16 protein-coding genes are annotated in these 23,163 nt (G+C 72.0%); 8 read left to right on the plus strand and 8 right to left on the minus strand.

Annotated features, from left to right (window positions below; all coding sequences use genetic code 11):
* Positions 1-20: 20 nt before the first annotated feature.
* Positions 21-1,067, plus strand: a complete 1,047-nt coding sequence (locus K9S39_RS27305; RefSeq protein WP_248865948.1) for a glycosyltransferase family 2 protein — start codon at positions 21-23, stop codon at positions 1,065-1,067.
* Here K9S39_RS27305 and K9S39_RS27310 read toward each other — a convergent pair.
* The 4 genes from K9S39_RS27310 to K9S39_RS27325 form a co-directional block, all read right to left on the minus strand.
* Positions 1,015-2,781 carry an LCP family protein gene (locus K9S39_RS27310; RefSeq protein WP_248865949.1) on the minus strand — a complete coding sequence of 589 codons (1,767 nt, stop codon included), beginning with the start codon at positions 2,779-2,781 and terminating at the stop codon, positions 1,015-1,017. The genes K9S39_RS27305 and K9S39_RS27310 overlap by 53 nt on opposite strands.
* Positions 2,782-2,883: 102 nt before the next feature.
* The gene (locus K9S39_RS27315; protein ID WP_248865950.1) at positions 2,884-4,677 is read right to left on the minus strand and encodes an LCP family protein; all 1,794 of its coding nucleotides are present in this window, start codon (positions 4,675-4,677) and stop codon (positions 2,884-2,886) included.
* A 231-nt stretch (positions 4,678-4,908) separates the two neighbouring features.
* Positions 4,909-6,096 carry an LCP family protein gene (locus tag K9S39_RS27320; RefSeq protein ID WP_248865951.1) on the minus strand — a complete coding sequence of 396 codons (1,188 nt, stop codon included), beginning with the start codon at positions 6,094-6,096 and terminating at the stop codon, positions 4,909-4,911.
* 350 nt (positions 6,097-6,446) lie between these two features.
* Complete coding sequence (locus K9S39_RS27325) at positions 6,447-7,211, minus strand: TIGR03089 family protein (protein ID WP_248865952.1); 765 nt, start codon at positions 7,209-7,211, stop codon at positions 6,447-6,449.
* Between the two features lie 593 nt (positions 7,212-7,804).
* Between K9S39_RS27325 and K9S39_RS27330 the strand changes: the two genes are divergently transcribed.
* Positions 7,805-8,887: a mannose-1-phosphate guanylyltransferase gene (locus tag K9S39_RS27330; protein WP_248865953.1), complete on the plus strand. Its 1,083-nt coding sequence runs from the start codon at positions 7,805-7,807 to the stop codon at positions 8,885-8,887.
* Between the two features lie 182 nt (positions 8,888-9,069).
* Complete coding sequence (locus tag K9S39_RS27335) at positions 9,070-9,975, plus strand: DNA-3-methyladenine glycosylase family protein (RefSeq protein WP_248865954.1); 906 nt, start codon at positions 9,070-9,072, stop codon at positions 9,973-9,975.
* A 113-nt stretch (positions 9,976-10,088) separates the two neighbouring features.
* Here K9S39_RS27335 and K9S39_RS27340 read toward each other — a convergent pair whose 3' ends face one another.
* The 3 genes from K9S39_RS27340 to K9S39_RS27350 form a co-directional block, all read right to left on the minus strand.
* Positions 10,089-11,411, minus strand: coding sequence for a coenzyme F420-0:L-glutamate ligase (locus tag K9S39_RS27340; RefSeq protein WP_248865955.1), 1,323 nt, complete (start codon positions 11,409-11,411; stop codon positions 10,089-10,091).
* A gap of 151 nt (positions 11,412-11,562) precedes the next feature.
* Positions 11,563-12,519 carry a 2-phospho-L-lactate transferase gene (cofD, locus tag K9S39_RS27345; RefSeq protein ID WP_248865956.1) on the minus strand — a complete coding sequence of 319 codons (957 nt, stop codon included), beginning with the start codon at positions 12,517-12,519 and terminating at the stop codon, positions 11,563-11,565.
* A 78-nt stretch (positions 12,520-12,597) separates the two neighbouring features.
* A complete protein-coding gene (locus tag K9S39_RS27350) occupies positions 12,598-13,131 on the minus strand; it encodes a cysteine dioxygenase (RefSeq protein ID WP_248865957.1) in 534 nt (177 codons plus the stop codon).
* 694 nt (positions 13,132-13,825) lie between these two features.
* On the opposite strand from K9S39_RS27350, the gene K9S39_RS27355 reads away from it, so the two are divergent.
* The 3 genes from K9S39_RS27355 (at position 13,826) to K9S39_RS27365 (ending at position 19,893) form a co-directional block, all read left to right on the plus strand.
* Entirely contained in the window at positions 13,826-14,089 is a 264-nt protein-coding gene (locus K9S39_RS27355; protein ID WP_136744116.1) for a WhiB family transcriptional regulator, read from the plus strand.
* A 330-nt stretch (positions 14,090-14,419) separates the two neighbouring features.
* Positions 14,420-18,286, plus strand: a complete 3,867-nt coding sequence (locus K9S39_RS27360) for a glycosyltransferase family 2 protein (protein ID WP_248865958.1) — start codon at positions 14,420-14,422, stop codon at positions 18,284-18,286.
* Positions 18,283-19,893 carry a DUF5719 family protein gene (locus K9S39_RS27365; protein ID WP_248865959.1) on the plus strand — a complete coding sequence of 537 codons (1,611 nt, stop codon included), beginning with the start codon at positions 18,283-18,285 and terminating at the stop codon, positions 19,891-19,893. Before K9S39_RS27360 ends, K9S39_RS27365 begins: the two co-directional genes overlap by 4 nt.
* Before the next feature lie 203 nt (positions 19,894-20,096).
* Here the strand turns inward: K9S39_RS27365 and K9S39_RS27370 are convergent, their stop codons facing one another.
* Complete coding sequence (locus tag K9S39_RS27370) at positions 20,097-20,555, minus strand: metallopeptidase family protein (protein ID WP_248865960.1); 459 nt, start codon at positions 20,553-20,555, stop codon at positions 20,097-20,099.
* Between the two features lie 270 nt (positions 20,556-20,825).
* Here K9S39_RS27370 and K9S39_RS27375 point away from each other — a divergent pair, with 270 nt between their 5' ends.
* Together K9S39_RS27375 and K9S39_RS27380 are read left to right on the plus strand one after the other, a co-directional pair.
* Positions 20,826-21,254 (plus strand): DUF3499 domain-containing protein, encoded by a 429-nt coding sequence (locus K9S39_RS27375; RefSeq protein WP_248865961.1) that lies wholly within the window; start codon positions 20,826-20,828, stop codon positions 21,252-21,254.
* Positions 21,255-21,618: 364 nt separating this feature from the next.
* Positions 21,619-22,977, plus strand: a complete 1,359-nt coding sequence (locus K9S39_RS27380; RefSeq protein ID WP_248865962.1) for a phosphomannomutase/phosphoglucomutase — start codon at positions 21,619-21,621, stop codon at positions 22,975-22,977.
* Positions 22,978-23,163 lie beyond the last annotated feature (186 nt).

Consider the following 23,163-nt stretch of genomic DNA (forward strand, 5'->3'; position numbering starts at 1 on the left):
GGCCGTACCCCCGAGGAACCATGCCCCAGCAGCAGCCCCCGGCCGTCTCCGTGATCATGCCGGTGCTCAATGAGGAACGTCATCTGCGCAACGCGGTCCGGCACATCCTGGAGCAGGAGTACGCCGGTGAGATGGAGGTGGTGATCGCCCTCGGCCCGTCCACGGACCGTACGGACGAGATCGCCGCCGAACTCGTCGCCGAGACCGCGTCGAACCCCCGGGCCCGGGTGCGGACCGTGCCCAACCCGACCGGACGCACCCCCGCCGCGCTGAACGCCGCGATCAAGGCGTCGCGCCACCCGATCGTGGTACGCGTCGACGGCCACGGCATGCTCTCGCCGGACTACATCGCCACCGCGGTACGCCTCCTGGAGGAGACCGGTGCGCAGAACGTCGGCGGCATCATGCACGCCGAGGGCGAGAACGCCTGGGAGGACGCGGTCGCCGCCGCGATGACGTCGAAGATCGGCGTGGGCAACGCGGCCTTCCACACCGGCGGCGCGGCGGGCCCCGCCGAGACCGTCTACCTGGGTGTCTTCCGGCGGGAGGCGCTGGAGCAGCAGGGCGGCTACAACGAGGAGTTCATCCGCGCCCAGGACTGGGAGCTGAACTTCCGCATCCGTGAGGCCGGTGGCCGGATCTGGTTCTCACCGGAGCTGAAGGTCCGGTACCGGCCCCGCCCGAGCATCAGGGCGCTGGCCAAGCAGTACAAGGACTACGGCAAGTGGCGGCACGTCGTCGCCCGTTACCACGCCGGCTCGATCAACCTCCGGTATCTGGCGCCGCCGACCGCGGTGTGCGCGATCGCGGCGGGCGTGGTCGTCGGCGCGGCCCTGACGCCGTGGGGGTTCGTCGTCCCGGCCGGCTATCTCGCGGCCATCACGGCGGGTTCGGTGCCGGCCGGCAAGGGGCTGTCCCTGAAGGCGCGCGCCCAGATCCCGGTGGCGCTGGCCACCATGCACATGTCGTGGGGTGTGGGCTTCCTGACCAGCCCGCGCTCCCTCGCCAGGAAGGTCATCGCCAGCCGCCGGCCGGCGGTGGTCGCCTCGTCGTCGGGTGCGGAGTAGGGGGTGCCTTCGGCCCCCCACCCCCCTGGAACGTGTACTGCGAATTCACCTTCATACACGCCTTGTCGTCCTCGCCGTTGAGCGCGTCCGCGCTGTCCGGGGCCTTGTCCGCCGGCTTGTCGTCACCCGCCTTCTTCGGGTACTCCGTCCCGGAGCGCCAGTCGTTGCCCACCACCAGCCGGAGCTCGGTGGCCGTACTGGACTCCCGTACCGCGCTCTTGGGCAGACCGAGGGCCTTGGCGAGCGCGAGCGCGTCGCCCCGCCGCTCCTTGCCCTTGTAGGTGAGCGTGGTGTCCGCCTGCCTGGTGAGACCGGTGTCGGTGCCGGCCGCCGTGTAGCCGAGGCCGGCCAGTCGCTGCTGGATGACGCCCGCACGGCCCGAGACCGGTCCCGAGAGGCTGCTGTTGGTGCCGTTCTGCACGACAACCTTCAGCTCGCTCTTGGGAGTTGACGGCTTGGGATCGGGCGACGGCTTCTTCTCGGCGTCCTTGCCGTCCAGCGCGATGTCGTTGCGCAGCAGCGCGAAGGTCTGCTCCGCCTCGCCGGGCTTGGGGATGACGTACTGCTCGCCGGCGCTGTACTGCCACGGCATGGTGGCCATCGTGATGCGCTTGGTCGGCACCCGCTGGAGGTCACCGCCCAGGTCGTAGAGTTTCTTGACGGTGTCGAGCTCTTCGTCGACGGTCAGCGCCTTGGTCGCGGCCTCCGCCAGATCGCGCAGCTCTCCGGGGTTGGTGAGCTTGGCGTCCTTCTTCAGCTGGCGGACCATCGAATTCATGTACATGTGCTGGGCCTTGGCCCGGCCGATGTCGGTGTTGTCCTCGAACCCGTAGCGGGTGCGCAGCCATTGGAGGGCCTGGACGCCCTTGACGGCGTGGGTGCCCTTCGTCAGCCGCAGTCCGCTGCCATGGCCCTTGCTGTCGTGCGAGTAGATATTGCGGTCGACGCACACCGGGACGCCGCCGATGGCGTCCGCCATGTCCACCACACCGGCGAAGTCGACCATCATGAAGTGGTCGATGTAAATGCCGGTCAGTTCCTGCCAGGTGGCCAGCGTGCAGCCCGGACCGCCGTGCTGGAGCGACTGGTTGATGGCACCGGTGGTCTGCGGATAGACCGTTCCGTCCTTGGGGTCGGTGCACTGGGGTATCCGTACACGGGTGTCCCGCGGGATGGACATCACCGACATGTTGCTGCGGTCGGCGGAGACATGCAGCAGCATCTGGACGTCGGCCAGCGGCTTGCGGTCGGCGTCCTGCCGGGCGCCGCCGAGCTCGATGTTCTCCTTCTTGTCCCGGCCGTCGGAACCCAGCAGCAGGATGTTGAGCGGGGTCTGCCCGAACGCGTTGGGGTCCGGCTTCTTCAGGCCGCCGCCGCCCAGGTTTCTCGGAGCCTTGCGCAGGTTGGAGTTGAGGTGCTCGTAGTAGAGATAACCGGCGGCCGCCCCGCAGACCAGCAGCAGGCAGAGACCCAGGGCCGTCCAGCGCAGCACTTTGCGGCCCTTGCCACGGCGCTCCCGCCGCGCTCTGCGGCGGCCGCCCCCGCCGGACGGGCCGTCACCCGCGTCGGCCGGTACGGCACCCTCCTCGGGCGGCTCCCAGCCCGGCGCGTCCGGTGGCAGGCCGCCGTCTTCGTAGGGACTGTCGTCCCAGCCCAGCGCCTGGGCACCCCCCGGGCCCCGACTCCCGTCACCACGCACACTGCTCTGCCGCATTCGGCCCTCTCCCCGTTGTCAGTTCTGTGGTGCGCTCGGCGCCCCTGGGAGGCGGCCGGTTCTCACTCTGTTCACTTGTGACGCAGATGTTCTTGTCTTCGTTCACTTGGCGCAGATGTTCTTGTCACCCGCGTTGACGTTCTGCACATCGTCAGGTGTTTCGGTAGGCGCCTCGATCGGCGTGCCCGGTGTCGTGAAGTCCTTGCCGAGAATGAGCTTCATCGGTACGCGGTCGCCGGCGTCCTGCGACGACTTCTTCAGCGCGCTCTTCGGCAGCCCCATCCACTCGGCGAGCGTGGCGGCCTGGTCGGCCTGGTTCGGGGCGTATTCGAGACGGGTGGTGGCCGCCTTCGACGGGGCGTTGCCGGCGTTGGTGGAGAGCTTGGCCGCCTTGACGTTCTGCAGCCAGTCCACGGTCTCCTGTGCCGCGCCGATCTGCCCGCTGCCGTTGCTGACATCGACCCGGACGAGCTCCGGCGGGGCCTTCTTGACCGGCGCGCCCTTCTTCTTGCCCTTGGACTTCTTGCCCTTGACCAGGGGGTGGTCCGCCTGCACCATCCGGAACAGCGGCTCCGCGCTGGCTTTGTTCAGTATGACGGTGGCCGGGTCCCTGGGGTTGTCCAGCACCGGCACCGTCGCGAAGGTGATCTTGTCGATGTCGACCTTCTTGAGGTCGTTGCCGAAGGCCAGCAGCTTCTTCGCGCTGCCGATACCGGTGTCGACGGTGAGTGCCTTGGTCGCCGCCTGGCTGACGCTGAGAAGCTTGCTGGGGCTGGAGAACGCGTCGGACTTCAGCTTGCGGATCAGCGAGCCGAGGAACTGTTGCTGCATCTTGATCCGGTCCAGGTCGCTGCCGAATCCGACGGCGTGCCGGGTACGGACGAACGCCAGCGCCTGCTCGCCCTTGACGATGTGCCGGCCGGCCGACAACTTCAGATGTGACTTGGGGTCGTTGATGGGTTTGGCCGTGCACACCTCGACGCCGTCGACCGCCTCGGACAGCTCCTTGACCGCGTTGAAATCGGCCATCATGAAGTGATTGATCTTCAGGCCGGTCAGCTTTTCGACGGTGCGCCAGGTGCAGCCCGGATCGCGGCCCTCCTGGCCGAGGCTGGTGTTGAAGCGCGCTCCCTGCTGGCCCGGGATGGTCTTCTCCGAGCCGTCCGCCTGCTTCGTCGGACAGTCCGGGATGTCGGTGATCAAGTCGCGCGGGATGCTCAACGCCGTCGCGTTGGACCGGTCTTCGGAGACATGCATCAGGATCGTGGTGTCCGCGTGCCCGACGCTGCCGGCATCGCCGTAGCCCTGGTTGCCCTTACCGGAGCGGGCGTCCGTGCCGATGATGAGGAGATTGACCGGGCCGTCGGTGACCGCGGGGTGCTCCTCGCCGACGTCGACCTTGCTGATATTGCCGTTCAGCTCCTGGTACAGGTAGAACACGCCGCCGCCGGCGGCGACGAGGACGAACCCCAGCGTCCCGGCCGTCCAGTACAGCGCCTTCTTCTTCCCGGACTTCTTCGGCTTGCGCTTACGGCGGCTCACCGGGCCCGCCGCTGATCCCATCGCCGCGCGCTCGGCGGCCCGTCGCGACGCCCGGCCGCCGGTGGGACGCTCGCCCGCCCCCTCTGCGACGGCCTCGCGACGGCGGCCGCGCTGGGTCGGCAGCGGGCGGGTGTCGGTGTCCCCGCCCGAGGAGGCCGAGGCCGTGCTCGTCGTGCGGCCGGTCGGCTGCGCCTGGGCACGTCTGGAGCGGGACCCGGTGCGGGGGGAGGGCCGAGCCACCGCCTGACCGGCAGGGTCAAGTCGCAGCTCGTAGTTCCCGGTGTCCGGATCGAACACCCACTGATCGGCGGGATCGACATTGTCGCCCGCACGCCCACGGCCTTGCGCGTCCACGGTGCCTTGAGTCCTCCGTCGGCGCCATCCCCTCAAGGCGCTCGGTCGGTCGATTGTGCGCTACACGGTTAACACGGTCACAGGTAACGGTCCGCCGAGTCCGGCAGACCGGAGCGCTCACACTATCCGCCCAGTTCAGCGTCGAGCGACGTCCGTGACAAATTCCACGTCCCTACAACTGGGCAATCCGCCCATTCCAATCGAGTCGTTGAGCGTACCTTTGCGTCGTCTTTATTCGCAGATCCCGCGTTCTGCGGTGGTTCCCGGAAAGGTCGGATCGGGACTTCCGGAGGGCGGGCGTGTTCCGGTGGCTTCGCCGTCCGGGGACGTGACTTCCCGGTCCTCCGCCGACCCCACCTTCACCGGAAGGTCCCTGCGCAGCTGCTCGAAGAGCTGCCCCGCGGCCGGCTGCACCAGCTCATCACGGCCGGGGTCGTAGCGGTAGGCCGTACGCGGCACGGTCAGGAACTGGATCCGTCCGGTGGGAATGCCACGCATGCTGCGGACCAATTCGTACAGCCCGGTGAGCGAAGCCAGATCCTCGTCCGTGGTGAGCGAACTCGTCGCGGCATCCAACAGCGGATACATCCGCGTCGGATTGAGGAGCACACCATTACTCTTCACTTTCTTCACGAGAGCGCCAAGGAACTCCTGTTGCCGTTCCATACGCTGGGTGTCGCTTCCGTTGCCCAAGCTCTTTCTGGCCCGGACATAGCCCAGTGCCGCCTCCCCGCGCAGTGTCTGGCGTCCCGCGGGCAGTACGAGATGTGCTTCCGGGTCGTTGATGGGCCGCGGCAGGCAGACCTCGACGCCGTCGATCGCGTCCACCATCTTCTTGAAACCGACGAAGTCGATGATCATGTGGTGGGTGATCCGGATACCGCTCATCTTCTCGACGGTACGGATCGTGCACGCGGCGCCCGCGAACTGGAAAGTCCAGTTGAACTGCACCGTTTGAGCGTCGACCTCCTTGCCGTCGGAGCGCCTGCAGTGCGGCGCCCGCACCATCAGGTCACGCGGGATGCTCACCGCGGTGGCGCTCTTCCGGTCCGCCGCGAGGTGCAGCAGGATCGTGGTGTCCGAGCGCTGGGTGCCGTTGTCCGTGCCGTACTCCCCGTTGCCGTCACCGCGCGTGTCGGAGCCGATCAGCAGGATGTTCTCGGCGTTCGGCGGGCCCGGGTCGGGCCGCTCCGCCTCGTACTTCTCCAGCTCGTTCTGGGTGTCGCGGTCGCTGCGGATATTGCCGTTGAGCTTGGTGAAGAGCGCCCAGCCGGTACCGGCCGCGAGCAGTACCAGCGCGGCGAAGCCGAGCGCGGTCCAGCGCATCCAGCCACGGCGGGAGCGCAGGGCAGGCGGCGGGGGGCCGTCGGACCCCCGCCGCCCCCCGGGGCGCTCGGGCCAGCCGCCGAATCTGGTCACGTGTGCGTCCCTCCCTCACGGAGTCGGCGGCGCGCCCGTATGCGGGGCCCGGTACTACAGGAGACGGGCGGACCCCGCGCAAGGTTGTACGCACTTGGGTGGTGGCACGTGCTCCAGGTTTGCCCTGTGCAGGGCTTTCCCCGCACAGGGTTTTCCCCGTGCTCACGGTTTTCCCGCACTCAAGGTTTTCCCGTATTCAAGGGTTTCCCGTACGCACGAGCATGGACCGAAAACGGCGGACCGGCCGGCCTTCGAGGGGCTCCGGTCCGCCGGACGGGGGAGCGACGGCCCCGGGTGGGCACCTCGTGTACCTCCCCACGCCCGAACGACGGCGCGGGGAACCCCCGCCGCTATGACCGGGAAGGCCCCGGAGCCTTGAACGTGATCTTCTCGCTGGTCTCGCGGGCTGCCGCCCCGTCAGCGTCCAGCAGCTCCGCATGGCGGCACAGCACCACCGAGCCGCCCGCCGCCAGCGGTGCGTACAGCCCGTACGACAGTCCCTGCCAGCTGTCGTACGGCAGCGCCGACAACACCCGCGGCGCCTGCGGCATCCCGGCCGCGGCGGCGTCGGCCAGGGCACGCGCCCCGATCCCGGCGCCGGTCAGCTCCGCCCCGTCGACGACCAGCGCCGGCGCGCCCGGGGCCACCGGAGCGAACGGGGCGAACCGGTCGCCCTGCGACGGCACCTCGACGGCGTAGTCCGCGAAGCCCGCCACGGGCTGCGGGAAGCGGCCGCCCAGTGGGCGCAGTGCCAGCGCCACCCGTTCACCTGAACAGGCGCGCGCCGCGTCGAGCGTGTCCGGGCCGCTGACGACGAGGTCCGCCGCGGCCGGATCGCCGCCGACGTCCGCGACCACGCCGACCGAGGAGCAGGCCAGCAGCCAGACGGCGGTCTGCCAGTGGGCGGGCAGCAGAAGCGCGAGCCGGTCGCCGGGCTCGGCGGCCAGATCACCCTGGAGAAGGTTGGCCGTCTTCGCCACCCAGTTGGCGAAGGTGGCGACGGACAGTTCCACGCGCTCACCGGTGGCGTCGTCGTAGAAGGTCACCAGGGGGCGGGCCGGGTCCGCGGCGAGGGCGGAATGCAGGAGGTCGGCAGGGGTGGGGTTGGCGTTCATCGCGCCTAGCGTACGCGGCGCTTGGTCCGGGCCGGCTGAGTGCTCCGCTGGGCTTTGCCTGGGCCGACGCTTTGGCTGTCCCGCCGTTGCGCCTGCGGCGGGCGTGGGTTTTTCGGGTGCGGTGACGGGCCTCCGGACTCCGTCCTGCGGCCCTCCCCCATAGCCTGAAGGGCAGGGGAGGTGCCCCCATCCTCCCGACGGTGGGTGGTAGGGGCCGGTGGGACACATGTCGTCTGTCGGGTGCCTGTGATCGCGACCACGGGGGGCACATGACCGACGACGTGTACCCCCACCGGTCTTCTTCCCACTCCCTCGGGAGGTGCTGGACCGCGGGACGGAGTCCGGAGGTCCGGCGCCGCTGCCGAACAGCCCCGCGCAGCGGCAACAGCCCACCGCAGGTGCAACGGCGGGACAGCCGAGGACGTCGGCTCGGGCACAGCGCAGCGGACGCCCACCGCAGGTGCAACGGCGGGACAGCCAAGAACGTGGGGCCAGGCACAGCGCAGCGGAAGCCCAGGCACAGCGCAGTGGACGGCGTCTGCCTAAACTGGTCCGCCGACCGACCGACCCCCGCAGGAAGCAGAGACGACAAGGTGACAGAAGCGATCCTCCTGGTCGGCGGCAAGGGCACCAGACTGCGCCCGCTGACGGTGCATACGCCCAAACCGATGGTCCCGGCGGCCGGAGTGCCGTTCCTCACCCACCAGTTGGCGCGTGCCCGTGCCGCGGGCATCGAGCACATCGTTCTCGCCACCTCGTACCTCGCCGAGGTCTTCGAGCCGTACTTCGGCGACGGGGCGGCCCTAGGGCTGCACTTGGAGTACGTGACCGAGAAGGAGCCGCTGGGCACCGGCGGCGCCATCCGCAATGTCGCCTCGCGGCTGCACTCCGCCCCCGGCGACCCGGTGCTGATCTTCAACGGCGACATCCTCACCGGCCTGGACATCCCGGCCCTGGTCGACACCCACCGCACCACGGGCGCGGATGTCTCCCTGCACCTCACCCGGGTCGAGGACCCGCGCGCCTTCGGTCTGGTACCTACCGACGACACCGGCCGGGTCACCGCCTTCCTGGAGAAGCCGCAGACGCCCGAGGAGATCGTCACCGACCAGGTCAACGCGGGCGCCTATGTCTTCAACCGGTCGGTCATCGACACCATCCCGGCCGGCCGCCCGGTCTCCGTCGAACGGGAGACCTTCCCGGGCCTGCTGGCCGACGGCGCCCACCTCCAGGGCATGGTCGACTCCACCTACTGGCTCGACCTCGGCACCCCGCAGGCGTTCGTCCGCGGCTCCGCCGACCTGGTCCTGGGCCGTGCCCCGTCCCCGGCGGTGCCCGGCGGCCGCGGCGACCGGCTGATTCTGGAGACCGCCGAGGTCGCCCCGGACGCGAAGCTCAGCGGCGGTACGGTCGTCGGCCGTGGCGCCACCGTCGGCGCCGGCGCGCGGATCGACGGCAGCGCCGTCCTCGACGGCGCGGTGATCGAACCGGGTGCGCAGATCCGCGACTCGCTGATCGGCGCCGGGGTGCGCATCGGGGCCCGTACGGTCCTGGACGGTGCGGTGATCGGCGACGGCGCACGGATCGGCGCCGACAACGAGCTGCGCGACGGCATCCGCGTCTGGTGTGGTGCCGGCATCCCGGACGGCGCGGTGCGCTTCTCATCCGACCAGTAGCCGCTCCGGCCGGTAGGCCGCTCAGACCAGTCGGCAGCAGAGAAGGCCGCCCGACCGGCAGGCGGATCTGCACGGGCCGGAACCGCCGTATCCCGCCCCGCCCCGCCGCGTCCCGAGTCATCCACAGCCCGAGTTGTCCACAGGCGGGCATCGCCCCGCACCCCATCGCTTAACCTGGCCGCATGCCCGCCCGCACCTGGGTGCCGCCCGGCCCCCTCGACCTGCACCGCACCCTGGGCGTGCTGCAACGCGGCCCCGGCGACCCCGCCTTCGCGGTGTGCGGTGACGCGGTGTGGCGGGCCTGCCGTACGCCCGAGGGCCCCGGCACGGTGTGTGTCACGGCCCGCCCGGCCGTCGGCCGCGTCGAGGCCGAGGCGTGGGGTCCCGGCGCCGACTGGCTGCTGGAGCGGCTGCCCGATCTGCTGGGGGAGTCCGACGACCCGGCGGCGCTGACCGCCCGGCACCGCATCGTGCACGAGGCGCGCCGCCGCCACCCCGGCGTCCGGCTCGCCAGGACCGGCCTGGTCCTGGAATCGCTGATCCCGTCGGTCCTGGAGCAGAAGGTCACCAGCGACGAGGCATACCGCGCCTGGCGGCTGCTGCTGCAGCGGCACGGTGCGCCCGCCCCCGGGCCGTGGCCGCGGATGCGGGTGATGCCGGACGCCCGCGGCTGGGCCCTGATCCCGTCCTGGGAGTGGCACCGCGCGGGCGTCGACGCCAAACGCTCCGCCGCGACCCTGCGCGCCGTACGCGTCGCCCACCGCATGGAAGAGGCCGCGCGGATGGACCTCGCCGACGCCACCCGCCGGCTGACGGCCATACCGGGCATCGGCCCGTGGACCGCCGCCGAGACCCTCCAGCGCGCCCTCGGCGCCCCGGACGCGATCACCGTCGGCGATCTGCATCTGCCGAAGATCATCGGCTATGCGCTCACCGGCCGCCGCGGCACCACCGACGAGCAGATGCTCGAACTCCTCGCCCCCTACGAGGGCCAGCGGCACCGCGCGGCCCGGCTGATCCTGCTCTCCGGACACACCCCACCGCGCCGCGCCCCCCGCTTCCCGGTCGGCGACATCGCCCGGCTGTGACCCCCTGTACCGGGAGGTGGGCCCGTGCGCCCCGGTGGGATCCCGTTCGTACGTCCGTCGGTGGGTCAGGGCATCGCGCTCCTGTGGACGTCCTGTGGGCGTCCGGCCGCGGGTCAGCGCATCACGACGAAGTCCGCACCGTCCCGGTCCGGCCGTTCCCGCGGCGGCGCCGCCGGGTGCCCGACGGCCACCGCGCCCATCGGATCCCACTCCGCGGGCAGCTCCAGGACCTCACGCACGACGTCCCGGCAGAACATCGTCGACGACACCCACGCCGAGCCCAGCCGCTCACCGGCCAGCGCCACCAGGAAGTTCTGGATCCCCGCTCCGCCCGCGACCACGAACATCTCCCGCTCGGCGGCGTTGCGCCGCGCGTCCGGGTAGGTGTGCGCGCCGTCCATGACCAGACACGGGACCACGAGATACGGCGCCTTCCGCAGCACATCGCCGCGCCGTATCCGCTTGGCGATGGACTCCTCGCGGAAACCGTCGCCCCGCAGATCCGCGATCCAGGCGTCCCGCATCGCGTCCAGCAGCCGGGTGCGCGACTCCCCGGACTCCAGCAGCACAAACCGCCACGGCGTGGTGTGGTGCGGGGCCGGCGCGGTCACCGCCGCCGCCACGGCCCGGCGCACCGCGCCACCGTCCACCGGGGCATCCGTGAACTCCCGGACGGTGCGCCGCAGCGTCACCGCCTGCCGTAGGGCCTCCGAGGTCCCCAGCCGGAACATATCGTTCGCCGCATCGCGCACCAGCGCCCGTGCCCCGTCGGCGTCGACGCCGTCCGCGACGACCTGGGGGAGCCCGCGCAGCACCGCGACCGGCAGCCCGGCGGCCTTGCCCTTCACCAGGTCGCCGGCGGCGGCCAGTTCATCGGCGGTGGCCACCACCGTGGCGCTGAGCGGATTGCCGTACGCGTCCACACCGCCCCGCAGATCGTCCAGTACCCGCACGCCGGCCGCCCCGATGGCGACATCGGTGAGCCCGGCGCGCCACGGCCGCCCGAAGGTGTCGCTGATGACCACGCCGACATCGACGCCGAGCGCCTCGCGCAGGCCCGCCCGGAGCGCGCGGGCCGAGGCGTCCGGGTCCTCCGGCAGCAACAGCACGGTTCCCGAAGGGGTGTTGGAGGCATCGACACCGGCCGCGGCCATCACCAGGCCCTGCCGGTTCTGCACGATCCGCAGCCCGCCGCGGCGCGCCACGACCCGTACCGTCTCCTGGTCGATGGCCGCCTCGCGGTCGCCGGCCTCGATCACCCGGCCCTCCGCCTTGCTGACGATCTTCGAGGTCACCAACAGGACGTCACCGTCGGCGAGTCCGGGCAGCCCGTCCCCGGCCGCCGCCGCGGCGATCAGCTTCACGAGGTCGTCGCCGGGCCGCACTTCCGGGATGCCCGGCAGCGCCCACACCCGGTAGCCGGGCACCTGCTTCACGCCGAAACCTCACTTCGCCCGGCCCCGCCTCCACAAGGCGCGCACCTTTTCCCGGATTCTCCGCTGCGGTCCATGGCCCTCCCTCTGGGGGCACCCCCACCCAGCGGTAGCTGGGGGACTCCGGCCGGGGGGACCCCCGTGCTCGGCTCACTCACGCCCGTACCTCCTCGGCCAGCGCCAGCGCCTCGCGCGCCATCGCGGCGGTGGCGTCCACATCCGTCATCATCAGCGGGACGGCACGGCAGCGGATCCCGGCCGCCTCGACCTCGGCCACCGCGGCCCGGTCCACGGAGTCGACCAGCCAGCCGTCCAGCAGCCCCGACCCGTAGTGCTGCGCCACCGCGGTGGCCGTGGCCTCGACGCCGACCGCCGCCAGTACCTTGTCGGCCATCCCGCGCACCGGGGCGTCCCCGACGATCGGCGACAGGCCGACCACCGGGACCCCGGCGTCCGCGATCGCCTCGCGGATGCCCGGCACCGCCAGGATCGTGCCGATGCTCACCACGGGGTTGGACGGCGGAAACAGCACCACATCCGCCTCGGCGATGGCGTCCAGCACGCCGGGGGCGGGCTTGGCCTGGTCGGCGCCGACCGGCACCACGGCGTGCGCGGGCAACGAGGCACGCAGCCGCACCCAGTACTCCTGGAAGTGGATCGCCTTGCGCTCGCCGTCCTCGTCGACGGCCACATGGGTCTCGATCCGGTCGTCGGACATCGGCAGCAGCCGTACGCCGGGCTTCCAGCGCGCGCACAGCGCCTCGGTGACGTCGCTCAGCGGATAGCCGGCGCTCAGCATCTGGGTCCGCACGATGTGCGTCGCGAAGTCCCGGTCGCCGAGCCCGAACCACTCGGGGCCGACACCGTAGGCCGCCAACTCCTCCTTCACCCGGAAGGTTTCGCCGCTACGGCCCCAGCCCTGTTCCTCGTTGATGCCGCCGCCGAGCGTATACATCACGGTGTCGAGGTCGGGACACACCTTCAGCCCGAACAGATGGATGTCGTCACCGGTGTTGCCGATCACGGTGATGTCCGCGTCCGGAGCCGCTGCCTTCAGTCCCCGCAGGAAGCGGGCGCCGCCGATACCGCCGGCCAGAACCACAATGCGCATGGAGGCAGTCTGTCAGGCGCATGAGGCAGTGGGGCAGTCGAAGGGCGACTCGGTGAGGCGGTCCGGCACCGGGGGACTTCAGCGCGTGGCGAGCTCCTCGGCCGACATCGCGTACCGGCCGCGGTAGATCGGCATCTCGGTCAGGCCGGGGAAGTAGATGTGCAGGCTGACGGCGGGCGTCAGGGCGTCATTGACGATCTCGTGGACGTAGCCCGGCGCGAAGACCTGTTCGGAGCCGGCCCGCAGTGTCCGGGGCCCGTCGGCGGTGTGCTCGGTCAACTCGCCTTCCAGGACGGTCAGTAGGCCGGAGGAGGGTCCGTGGTCGTGGCGGCCGGTGCCCTGGCCGGGGACCCAGCTCAGCAGCCAGACCTCGTAGCCGATCGGGGTCTCCCCTGCTCGGGCGGAGCCGAGAGCTTGGGGGACGGTGCGCAGCCGGTGGTACCAGCGGGTGGTGGCGTCGTAGCGGACGAGGGGGGCCCAGGAGTCGCGGTCCGCCGCGATCCGGCGTGCCAGGCCCGCGAAGCCGGCGACGGTGGCCGGGTGGGCGGGGACGGGCGGCAGCAGATGGGGGATGGCGAGCGGGTCGCCGGCGATCTGGACGTCGCTGTTCATGTGCTTCGGGTTCCTCGGCGGAAGAGCTGGGTGACGCGAGCGGGGCGGGCGGCGCGGCGCGGGCTCGTCCCGGTAGGGGGCGCGCGCTCAGGTCGCGGAGCGGGGGCGCTGCGGGGTGGTGCGAGCGGAAAAGCTGGAGCTCAGTGGCTTCGACAGCTGGAACAGCGACAGCGGGACTGCGCAGCGCAGAGCGACCCGTAGGCACGGGTCAGGCGGGGCGCGGGAGTCACTGGCATGCGCACAAGAAGACCGGAGTTCCCCGCGTGATGTCAACCTGATGCCGGTTTTACGGGGAATGATTCACCTCATCCGGTTACTGCGTTCGGTGAAAGGTTTGTGCATCCACCGGGCGGGAGAGGTCGCCCCCAGTCCGCGCTCCCCGACGCCGTTGCGTTCTTGTGATCTCTCTGTGATCTCCCCCGCTTCGGCGCGCGGGGTGCAACGTGAATGCCGTTCGGCCGCGTCTTGGGTGCTGAGAGGGGAGTGGCGGATGGTGAGCCATGGATGTGTCCTGGTTTTGGATGATTTGAACACTTTCCGCATATGCTTGGTTCCGCAGAGTGAATAAGAGGCCCAATAGCAGATCTCGGCTTGACTGGCCCGGATCAGCACACTTGTAATTTCACTCGTGTCGTTCAGCCGTTTTCGATCACGGCGAGATCACGGGGACGTAAAAGACAGACGAGGGGCGCACATGACCGAGCTGTTCCAGGAATTGCTGGTCGAGGAGGCGGAGGAGGAGCTCGGCTGGCAGGAGCGCGCGCTGTGCGCGCAGACCGACCCCGAATCCTTCTTCCCGGAGAAGGGTGGCTCCACCCGCGAGGCCAAGAAAGTGTGCCTCGCATGCGAAGTTCGCTCCGAGTGCCTTGAATACGCCCTCGCCAACGACGAGCGCTTCGGTATCTGGGGCGGCTTGTCCGAACGCGAGCGGCGCCGGCTCAAGAAGGCCGCCGTCTGACGATGACACGGCCGCCCGTCCCGCCAACGGCGCGAGGCCCCGCGGGCCCCACCGCCGTACCGCCCCAACTCCCCATATCCCCCTATAGCGAATATTCCGCCTCCAGCGCCCTGCCCGCCGGAGGCGGTTTGCCGTGTACGGAGCAGGCCGGTGCACCGACGCGAAGCATTAGTGTGGGGCCCCGTCCGAGATGCGCCAACGCCCCCACGGGCCGCAGCGTCCGCAGGACTCACCCGCCTCGTAGTCCGTCGCAGTGTCTTCCGGGGGCGGGGGCCCTCGGCGACTTCGCCGCGGGCCCCGAACTCCCGGGTCCGGAGGGCCCGTACCTCGATGTCCGTGCACAGCCAGTCGGCGGCCCAGTCCGCCCCATACGCAGCCGCCACCCCCGAGTTCCCCCGGCATGTCGTCACCGCCGTGATCGTCTCCCACGACGGCGCCCGCTGGCTGCCCGACGCGCTGGCCGGGCTGCTCGGCCAGGAGCGGCCGGTGCAGAACGTCATGGGCGCCGACACCGGCAGCGCGGACGACTCCGCCCGGCTGCTCGCCGAGGCCATCGGGGACCAGCGGGTGCTGCACCTCGCCCGCCGCTCCGGATTCGGCACCGCCGTCGACGAAGCCGTCCGCACGGCCGGGGTGCTGACCCCGGACGACCTGCCCTACCTGAAGCGGCCCAGCGGCTGGGACCCGGTCAGCCGCACCTGGCACGACGAGGCCTACGACATGCCGGAACTCCCGCACGGGGAGCCGGTCCAGTGGCTGTGGCTGCTGCACGACGACTGCGCGCCCGAACCGGACGCGCTCGCCGAGCTGCTGCGGGTCGCCGACGCCAGCCCCGCCACCGCCATCGTCGGCCCCAAGCTGCGCAGCTGGTACGACCGCCGCCAGCTGCTGGAGGCCGGCGTCAGTATCGCGCGCAGCGGCCGTCGTTGGACCGGCCTGGACCGCCGCGAGCAGGATCAGGGGCAGCACGACCAAGTACGACCTGTATTGTCCGTTTCCTCCGCCGGCATGCTCATCCGCCGTGACGTCTACGAGGAGTTGGGCGGCTTTGACCGCCGACTGCCACTGATGCGCGACGACGTGGACCTGTGCTGGCGCGCCCAGGCCGCCGGCCACCAGGTGCTCATCGCGCCGCACGCGATGCTGCGGCACGCAGAGGCGTCGGCCCGTGAACGCCGCCCCATCGACTGCGTCGGCCGGTCGGCGTCCCGCCCGTCGCCCGACCACCACCCCTCATCGAAGCGCTTCGCGCTGCGTGGTTCCACTCCGCACCGCGTCGACAAGGCAGGCGCCGTCTACACCCTGCTCGCCAACACCCGTGGCGCGCTGCTTCCTTACGTCCTGCTCCGGCTGCTGCTCGGCACCCTCCTGCGGGTCGTCGCCTACCTCCTCGGCAAGGTCCCCGGCCAGGCGCTGGACGAACTCGCCGGGCTCTTCGGCACCCTGCTGCGGCCCGGCAAGATCCTCGCCGCACGCAAGCGGAGAGGCCGGCCGGCGGTGGACGCGAGCGAGCTGCGACCGCTGTTCCCGCCGCCCGGCGCGACCGTACGCGCCACCGTCGAACAGGTCGCGGGCAACCTCGGCGGACGTGCCGCACCGGACGTCGCGTCGGCCGGACGGCACGGCGCCGTGGAATCCGGGCCCGGCGGTGACGACGCCGACTTCCTGGAGATCGAGCAGTTCGCCCGGCTCAAGCGGATCGCCCGCAAGCCCGCGCCGGTGCTCTTCCTCGTCCTGCTGCTGGTCTCCCTGATCGCCTGCCGCGGGCTGCTCGGCTCCGGCGCGCTGACCGGCGGCGCCATGCTGCCCGCGCCCGCGGACGTGTCCGACCTGTGGTCGTCCTATCTCGACAGCTGGCATGCCGTCGGCGTCGGCGACACCGCCCCCGCGCCCCCCTACCTGGCGATCCTCGCCCTGGTGTCGAGCATCTTCCTCGGCAGCACCGGCTTCACCGTCACCCTGCTGCTGGTCTGCTCCGTCCCGCTGGCCGGACTGACCGCCTACTTCGCCTCCCGCCCGCTGGTCGCCTCCCGGCTGCTGCGGGCCTGGGGCAGCATCGCGTACGCGTTCCTGCCCGCGACCGCCGGCGCGCTCGCCGGCGGCCGGCTGGGCACCACCGTGCTGGCCATCCTGCTGCCCCTGATGGCGCGTGCGGCCATCGCCGCGAGCGGGCTGCGCCTGCCGCACGGCGTACGCCCCGGCTGGCGCGCGGCCTGGGCGTACGCACTGCTGGTCGCCTTCACCACCGCGCTCACCCCGGTCGTCTGGCCGATCGCGGTCCTGCTCGGCACCGCCCTGCTGGTGCTGCGCTTCCTGGACGGGGGCCGGCACCTGCTTTTCGCGTACGTGCTGCGCTTCCTGGCCGTGGCGATCGCACCGCTCGTCGTGCTCGCCCCCTGGTCGCTGTCGCTGCTGACCCACCCCGGGCGGTTCTTCCAGGAAGCCGGGCTCGACTACGGCGCCGGCTCCGCCTCCGTACCGGATCTGATCGGGCTCAGCCCCGGCGGCCCCAAGGCCGTCGGGGGAGTGCTGCTGTTCGGCGTGGTGCTGGCCGCGCTCGCCGCCACGCTGCGCGGCGAGCGGCAGACCGCGATCCGTACCGCCTGGGCGGTGGCGGTGGCCGGGCTGCTGTGCGCGGCGCTCGGCAACGCCTCCGGCTGGACCGGGCCCGCGATGCTGGTCTACGGGCTGGCGCTGCTGTGCGCCGCGGTGATCGGTGCCGAGGGCATCCGCACCCGTATGGCCGCCCTGGGCTTCGGCTGGAAGCAGCCGGTCGCCGTGCTGATCGCGCTGGCCGCCGTGCTCGCCCCGCTCTACGCCGCGGTCAGCTGGATGATCACCGGCGCGGCCGGTCCCCTGGAGCGGCGCGACCCGGTGCAGGTCCCGGCGTTCGTCGCCGAGGAATCCGGCACCGCCGACCGCGCCCGCACCCTGGTCCTCGACGGCCGTCCCGGCCATGTCGACTACACCCTCGTCCGCGGCTCGGGCGCCCGGCTCGGCGACGCCGACCTGGCCGCCGAGGCCGGGGAGAACGCCCGGCTCGGCGGCATCGTCGCCAACCTCGTGGCCGGCTCCGGCGCCGACCAGACCAACCAGCTCGGCGGCTACGCGGTGCGCTACATCCTGGTGCGCGACGGGGCACCGCGCGAGATGGGCCGGGTGCTGGACGCGACGCCGGGGCTGACCCGGCTCAGCCAGCAGGACGGCAGCGCCCTGTGGCGGGTGGACCGGCGGGTCTCGCGGGTCTCGATCGTCGCCGGCGAGGCGAAAGACGGCACCCGGGCGGGCGAGGCGGCCCCGCCGATCGCCGTGGCGGCCGGGCCCGTCAAGGCGCACACCCGGGTGCCCGACGGCGACACCGGCCGGGTGCTGCGGATCGCGGACGCCGCCGACCCGGGCTGGCGGGCCACGCTCAACGGCACCCCGCTCAAGCCCGTGACCCTCGACGGCTGGGCGCAGGGCTTCCAGCTTCCCGCGGGCGGCGGCCGCCTCGACCTCACCCACGAGAACCCGCTCGGCCACACCCTCTGGCTCTGGGCCCAGGGCCTGCTCGCCGTCGTCCTGGTGGTGATGGCGCTGCCGGGCCGCCGCCGGGAGATCGACGACGACCTGCCCGAGGAGGCCGCGGCCGCCGTTGCACAGGCGGCCGGGGCATCGGGCGAAGGCCGCCGGGCGCGCCGGCTGCGGGCCGCGGCCGGCGCGGCCGGCGAGGGAGCCACTTCCCGACCCTCTCCCGCGTCGGGACCGCCCCCGGGGGACGGCCAGCCGATGCCGGCCCCTCCCACCGCCGATCCCATGACCGGGGGCATCCCCGGCCAGGACGCCGTACAGGGGGCTGACCCGTACGCGGCGGTGCCGCAGCAGCAGTCGTACGAGCAGTGGCAGGCCGCCCAGCAGCAGGGTCAGCCGGTCCAGCAGCCGGGCCACGGCGACCAGCAGCCCTACGCGCCCGCCGGCCCGTACGACACCCAGCAGCACACGTACGGGCAGCAGCCGTACCCGTCCACGGACCCCTACCAGGCCGACCCGTACGCCGCGGACCCCTACCAGGCGGGCCGGTACGACCTCTACGGCTACGGGCAGCAGCCCGGATACGACGGCCGGCAACAGCCCCAGCCCTACGACGACGGCACCGTGTACCCGGGGTACTCCGGCTCTTTCCCCGAGCCGCGCCGTGACGGGAGCGACCAGCAGTGAAGCGCACCATCATGTCCCTGACCGGCGCGGCCGTCGCGCTCGCCGCGGTCACCGGTGTCGCCGCCCTCGCGGCCCCGGGGGGCCAGACACCAGAGACGTCCGGTGGCGGCACCCGGCTGCCCGTCCAGCGCTCCGCGCTGCTCTGCCCGGCCCCGACCTCGTCGCAGGTCGGTGAGACGACGTACACCTCCTTCGCCCCCAAGGGCGCGGGCGCCGACGCGGCCGGGAAGGGCACCGCCAAGCTGCTCCCCGCCGGCACCGTCAAGGACACCGACGACGGGGACGGGAAGAGCAGCGACAAGGACGGGGACAAGGGCCGGGACAAGAAGGGGAAGGACGCGAAGGCCGAGGAGACCGGTGGGGATTCCGTCGGCCCCCAGGTCGTCTTGCCCCGCGACAGCAAGCCCGTCGCGCCCCTCCAGAAGGCCGGGAAGCCGGTCACCGCGACGGCCGACGGTGCCGACGCCCCCGCCCTGGTGGGCGCCGCCGACGGCGCGCTGGCGCCCGGCTGGACCGTCCAGCAGACCACCTCCGTCGCGGCCGGCACCGGGCGCGGACTGCTCGGCCTGACCTGCGCCGCGCCCGACACCACGTTCTGGTTCCCCGGAGTCAGCACCGACCGGGACCGCCGGGACTACGTCCACCTGACCAACCCCGACTCGTCCACCGCCGTCGTCGACCTCGAACTGCACGGCAAGGACGGGACGTTGACCGCGCCGGCCGGCGAGGACATCGCGGTACCGCCGCACACCACCGTCCCGGTGCTGCTCTCCACCCTCACCGGCACCCCGGTCACCAACGCGGCGCTGCACGTCAGCGCCCGCGAGGGCCGGGTCGGCGCGTCCGTCCAGGCCGGCGACAGCAAGCTCGGCAGCGACTGGCTGCCCGCCTCCGCCGACCCGTCCCCGAGCCTGGTCCTGCCCGGCATCCCGGCCGACGCCACCGCCGTCCGGCTGGTCGCCGTCGCGCCCGGCGAATCCGACGCCGACCTGAAGGTCCGGCTGGCCACCCCGACCGGTCTGATCACCCCGGCCGGTCTGGAAACACTGCACGTCAAAAGCGGCATGACCACGGCCGTCGACCTCAAGGACATCACCAAGGGCGAGGCCGGCTCGCTGGTGCTGACGCCCGCCGACGGCGACTCCAAGGCCCCGGTCGCGGCCGCGCTGCGGGTGATCCGCGGCAAGGGCGACAAACAGGAGATGGCGTTCATCCCGTCGTCCAGGCCGGTGCAGACCCGCGCCACGGTCGCCGACAACCGGGCCAAGGGCAGCACGCTCTCGCTGCTCGCGCCCGAGAAGGGCAAGGACGCCAAGGTCAAGGTCACCGCGTCCGCCGGAAGCGGCGGCGGCACCCCGGTCAGCAAGACGTACACCGTCAAGGGCGGCACCACGATGGCCGTGGAACCGCCGCGCCCCCAGGGCCTCAAGGGCTCCTACGCGCTGACCGTCGAGCCGGAGCGGGGCGGCGGACCGGTGTACGCGGCACGCACCCTGACGCTGCCGCAGGGTGGCATCCCGGCGTTCACGGTGCAGCTGCTGCCCGACGACCGGGGCACGGTGGTCGTGCCGACCGCGGGTCAGGATCTGTCGCTGCTGACGGACTGAGGCACTACGGGCGGCGGACGGGGGCACCCGGGCCGGGCGGACGGGACATCCCGCAACCGGGACCGGTGACGGGAGGGCAACCGGGACCAGTGACGGAAGCGCGACGGGCCTCGTGACGGAAACGGCAACCGGGACCCGTCAGAACGGCCACCGGGCCCCGCGACAGAAGGCCGTCCGCCGGCCGGCCTCACCGGTCCCGGCCGTCAGTCCTGCCCGTACCGCGGATCCACCGACTCCGGAGCCAGCCCCAGCAGCTCGGCGACCTGCTCGACCACCACCTCATGGACCAGCAGCGCCCGCTCGTCGCGGCTCTTCGTACGGATCTCCACCGGCCTCCGGTAGATCACGATCCGGTCGCGATGTCCGCCGGCGGCCGGCAGCACCCGGCCCAGCGGTACGGTCCCGTCGTCCGCCTCGGGCCCCGGCCCGTCGTGCCGGCCGAAACCGGGCACCTCGATAACCATGAAGTCGACCTCCGAGAGCTGCGGCCAGCGCCGCTCCAGCCGGTCCCGGGAGTCATACACAAGATCCACGAAGGCATCGGCACGGGTCACCGACAGCGGCACCTGAGGAGGCGCGATCGGGCCGCGCATGCCACGGCCATGGCGGTCGCGGCGGCGGATGCGCGGCTCCGTAGGTCGGGGCGGTACGGGGGTGTCCATCAGCATTGAGCGTAACCGTCAGGGCACGGCGCCGACCGGCGAGCGCGGCAAGACGCGCCATGTCGCCGAGTGACCGGACCGGTCCGCGTTGCGTTCGTTTGCCGCCCCGCATCGGATCGCGGATCTCCCGCGGAATGACATGAAATGCGCCTACTGGTGACGGCTGCATGACGGGATTCTTCGCCGCACGCCGGCCGCCGCCCCCGGCCCGACGCAGGTCAGGTCGAGCGGGTGCAGGTCAGACGCATCGGACGAAGCGGGACGACACGGTTGGGTGAGCCGGGGGAGAGTCGTCGCGGCCCGCTCAAGAGTGCGGTACCGTCCAACGTCGTGAGCCCTGTACGTCGCTGTTCGCGCACCGCGTGCGGCCGCCCCGCCGTCGCAACGCTGACGTACGTCTACGCGGACTCGACCGCCGTGCTCGGACCGCTTGCCACCTACGCCGAACCGCACTGCTACGACCTGTGCGCCGAGCACTCCGAGCGGCTGACCGCCCCGCGCGGCTGGGAGGTCGTCCGCCTCGCCCTGGACTCCGCCCCGGCGCGGCCGAGCAGCGACGATCTCGAAGCGCTCGCCAACGCGGTGCGGGAGGCGGCGCGGCCCCAGGAGCGCGCGGCGGGCGCGGGCGGTGGCGACGCCCAGCCGATGGAAGTGGCCCGCCGGGGACACCTCCGGGTGCTGCGGTCCCCGGACTCCTGAGCACACGGATCGCCGACCGGCGACGTTCCTCCCCACCGGCCTTCACACCACCCCCAAGGGAGGGGCCGGACCGCAGGACGGAGTCCGGAGGTCCGGCACCGCGGCCGAAAAGTCCCGCGCAGCGGAACACAGACCGCCGCCGGCGCAACGGTGGAGCAGCCAAAACGTCGGCTGAGGCACAGCGCAGCACATGCCCGCAGGCACAACGGCGAGCACCAGCCGGCTCAGGCAAAGCGCAGCGGACAGCCGACAACGGCGAGCACCAAGGCAGCCCAAGCCAAGCGCAGCACTCCCACCGCCCCAAGCCAAGCGCAGCGCACCCGCTACGTTTGGAACCCCACAAAACCCCCAGGAGGGCTGGCCCGTGACCGACCTGTCCCAGATCGTCAAGGCGTACGACGTGCGTGGTGTGGTCCCCGATCAGTGGGACGAGTCCCTGGCAGAGCTGTTCGGCGCCGCGTTCGCCGAGGTCACCGGCGCTTCCGCGATCGTGACCGGGCACGATATGCGGCCGTCGTCCCCCGGCCTCTCGGCCGCCTTCGCCCGCGGAGCCGCCGTCCGTGGCGTCGACGTCACCGAGATCGGCCTCTGCTCCACCGACGAGCTGTACTTCGCCAGCGGCGCGCTCGGTCTGCCCGGCGCGATGTTCACCGCCTCGCACAATCCGGCCCAGTACAACGGCATCAAGATGTGCCGGGCGGGCGCGGCCCCGGTCGGCCAGGACACCGGCCTCGCCGACATCCGCGCGCTGGTCGAGCGGTGGTCGGACGAGGGCGCCCAGGAGCCGGAGGCGAAGCCGGGCACCGTCTCACAGCGCGACGTTCTCGGCGACTACGCCGCCCACCTGCGCGGCCTGGTGGACCTCGGCGGCATCCGTCCGCTGAAGGTCGTGGTGGACGCGGGCAACGGCATGGGCGGGCACACCGTACCGACCGTCTTCGAGGGACTGCCGCTCGAACTCGACGCGATGTACTTCGAGTTGGACGGCTCCTTCCCCCACCACGAGGCCAACCCGCTGGATCCGAAGAACATCGTCGACCTCCAGGCGCGGGTCCGCGAGGTGGGTGCGGACCTCGGCCTCGCCTTCGACGGCGACGCGGACCGCTGCTTCGTCGTCGACGAGAACGGCGCCCCGGTCTCGCCGTCCGCGATCACCGCGCTGGTCGCCGCCCGTGAGCTGGCCAAGAACCCCGGCGGCACGGTCATCCACAACCTGATCACCTCCTGGTCCGTCCCCGAGGTCGTCAAGGAGCACGGCGGCACGCCGGTCCGCACCCGCGTCGGCCACTCCTTCATCAAGGAGGAGATGGCCAGGACCGGCGCGATCTTCGGCGGCGAGCACTCCGCGCACTACTACTTCCGCGACTTCTGGAACGCCGACACCGGCATGCTCGCCGCGATGCACGTCCTGGCGGCGCTCGGCGGGCAGGAGGGACCGCTGTCGGAGCTGGTCGGCCGGTACGACCGGTACGCGGCCTCCGGCGAGATCAACAGCACCGTCGACGACCAGACGGGGCGGCTGGGCGCGATCAAGGCCGCGTACGAGGGCCGCGAGGGCATCGCCATCGACGAGCTGGACGGGCTGACGGTCACCGGCCACGACTGGTGGTTCAACGTGCGCGCCTCGAACACGGAGCCGCTGCTGCGGCTGAACGTGGAGGCCCGGGACGCCGCCACCGCCGACCGGGTCCGGGACGAGGCGCTGGCGATCATCCGCGGCTGAGGGCGTGCTGCGGCTGAGGTGGACGTGGCTCAGGGCGTGGCGTGCTGACGCCTGCGCGGTGTCCCGCTGACGCCCGCGCGGTGCCCCGCTGATGGACAGGGCGGGGCGGGGCCGGGGCGGCACCAAGTGGCCGGGGGCGGCCCGGGACTGGAGTGGCTCCGGGCCGGCCCGGAGCATCCATGCCGC

This window comes from Streptomyces halobius (genome assembly GCF_023277745.1).
Lineage (GTDB): Bacteria > Actinomycetota > Actinomycetes > Streptomycetales > Streptomycetaceae > Streptomyces > Streptomyces halobius.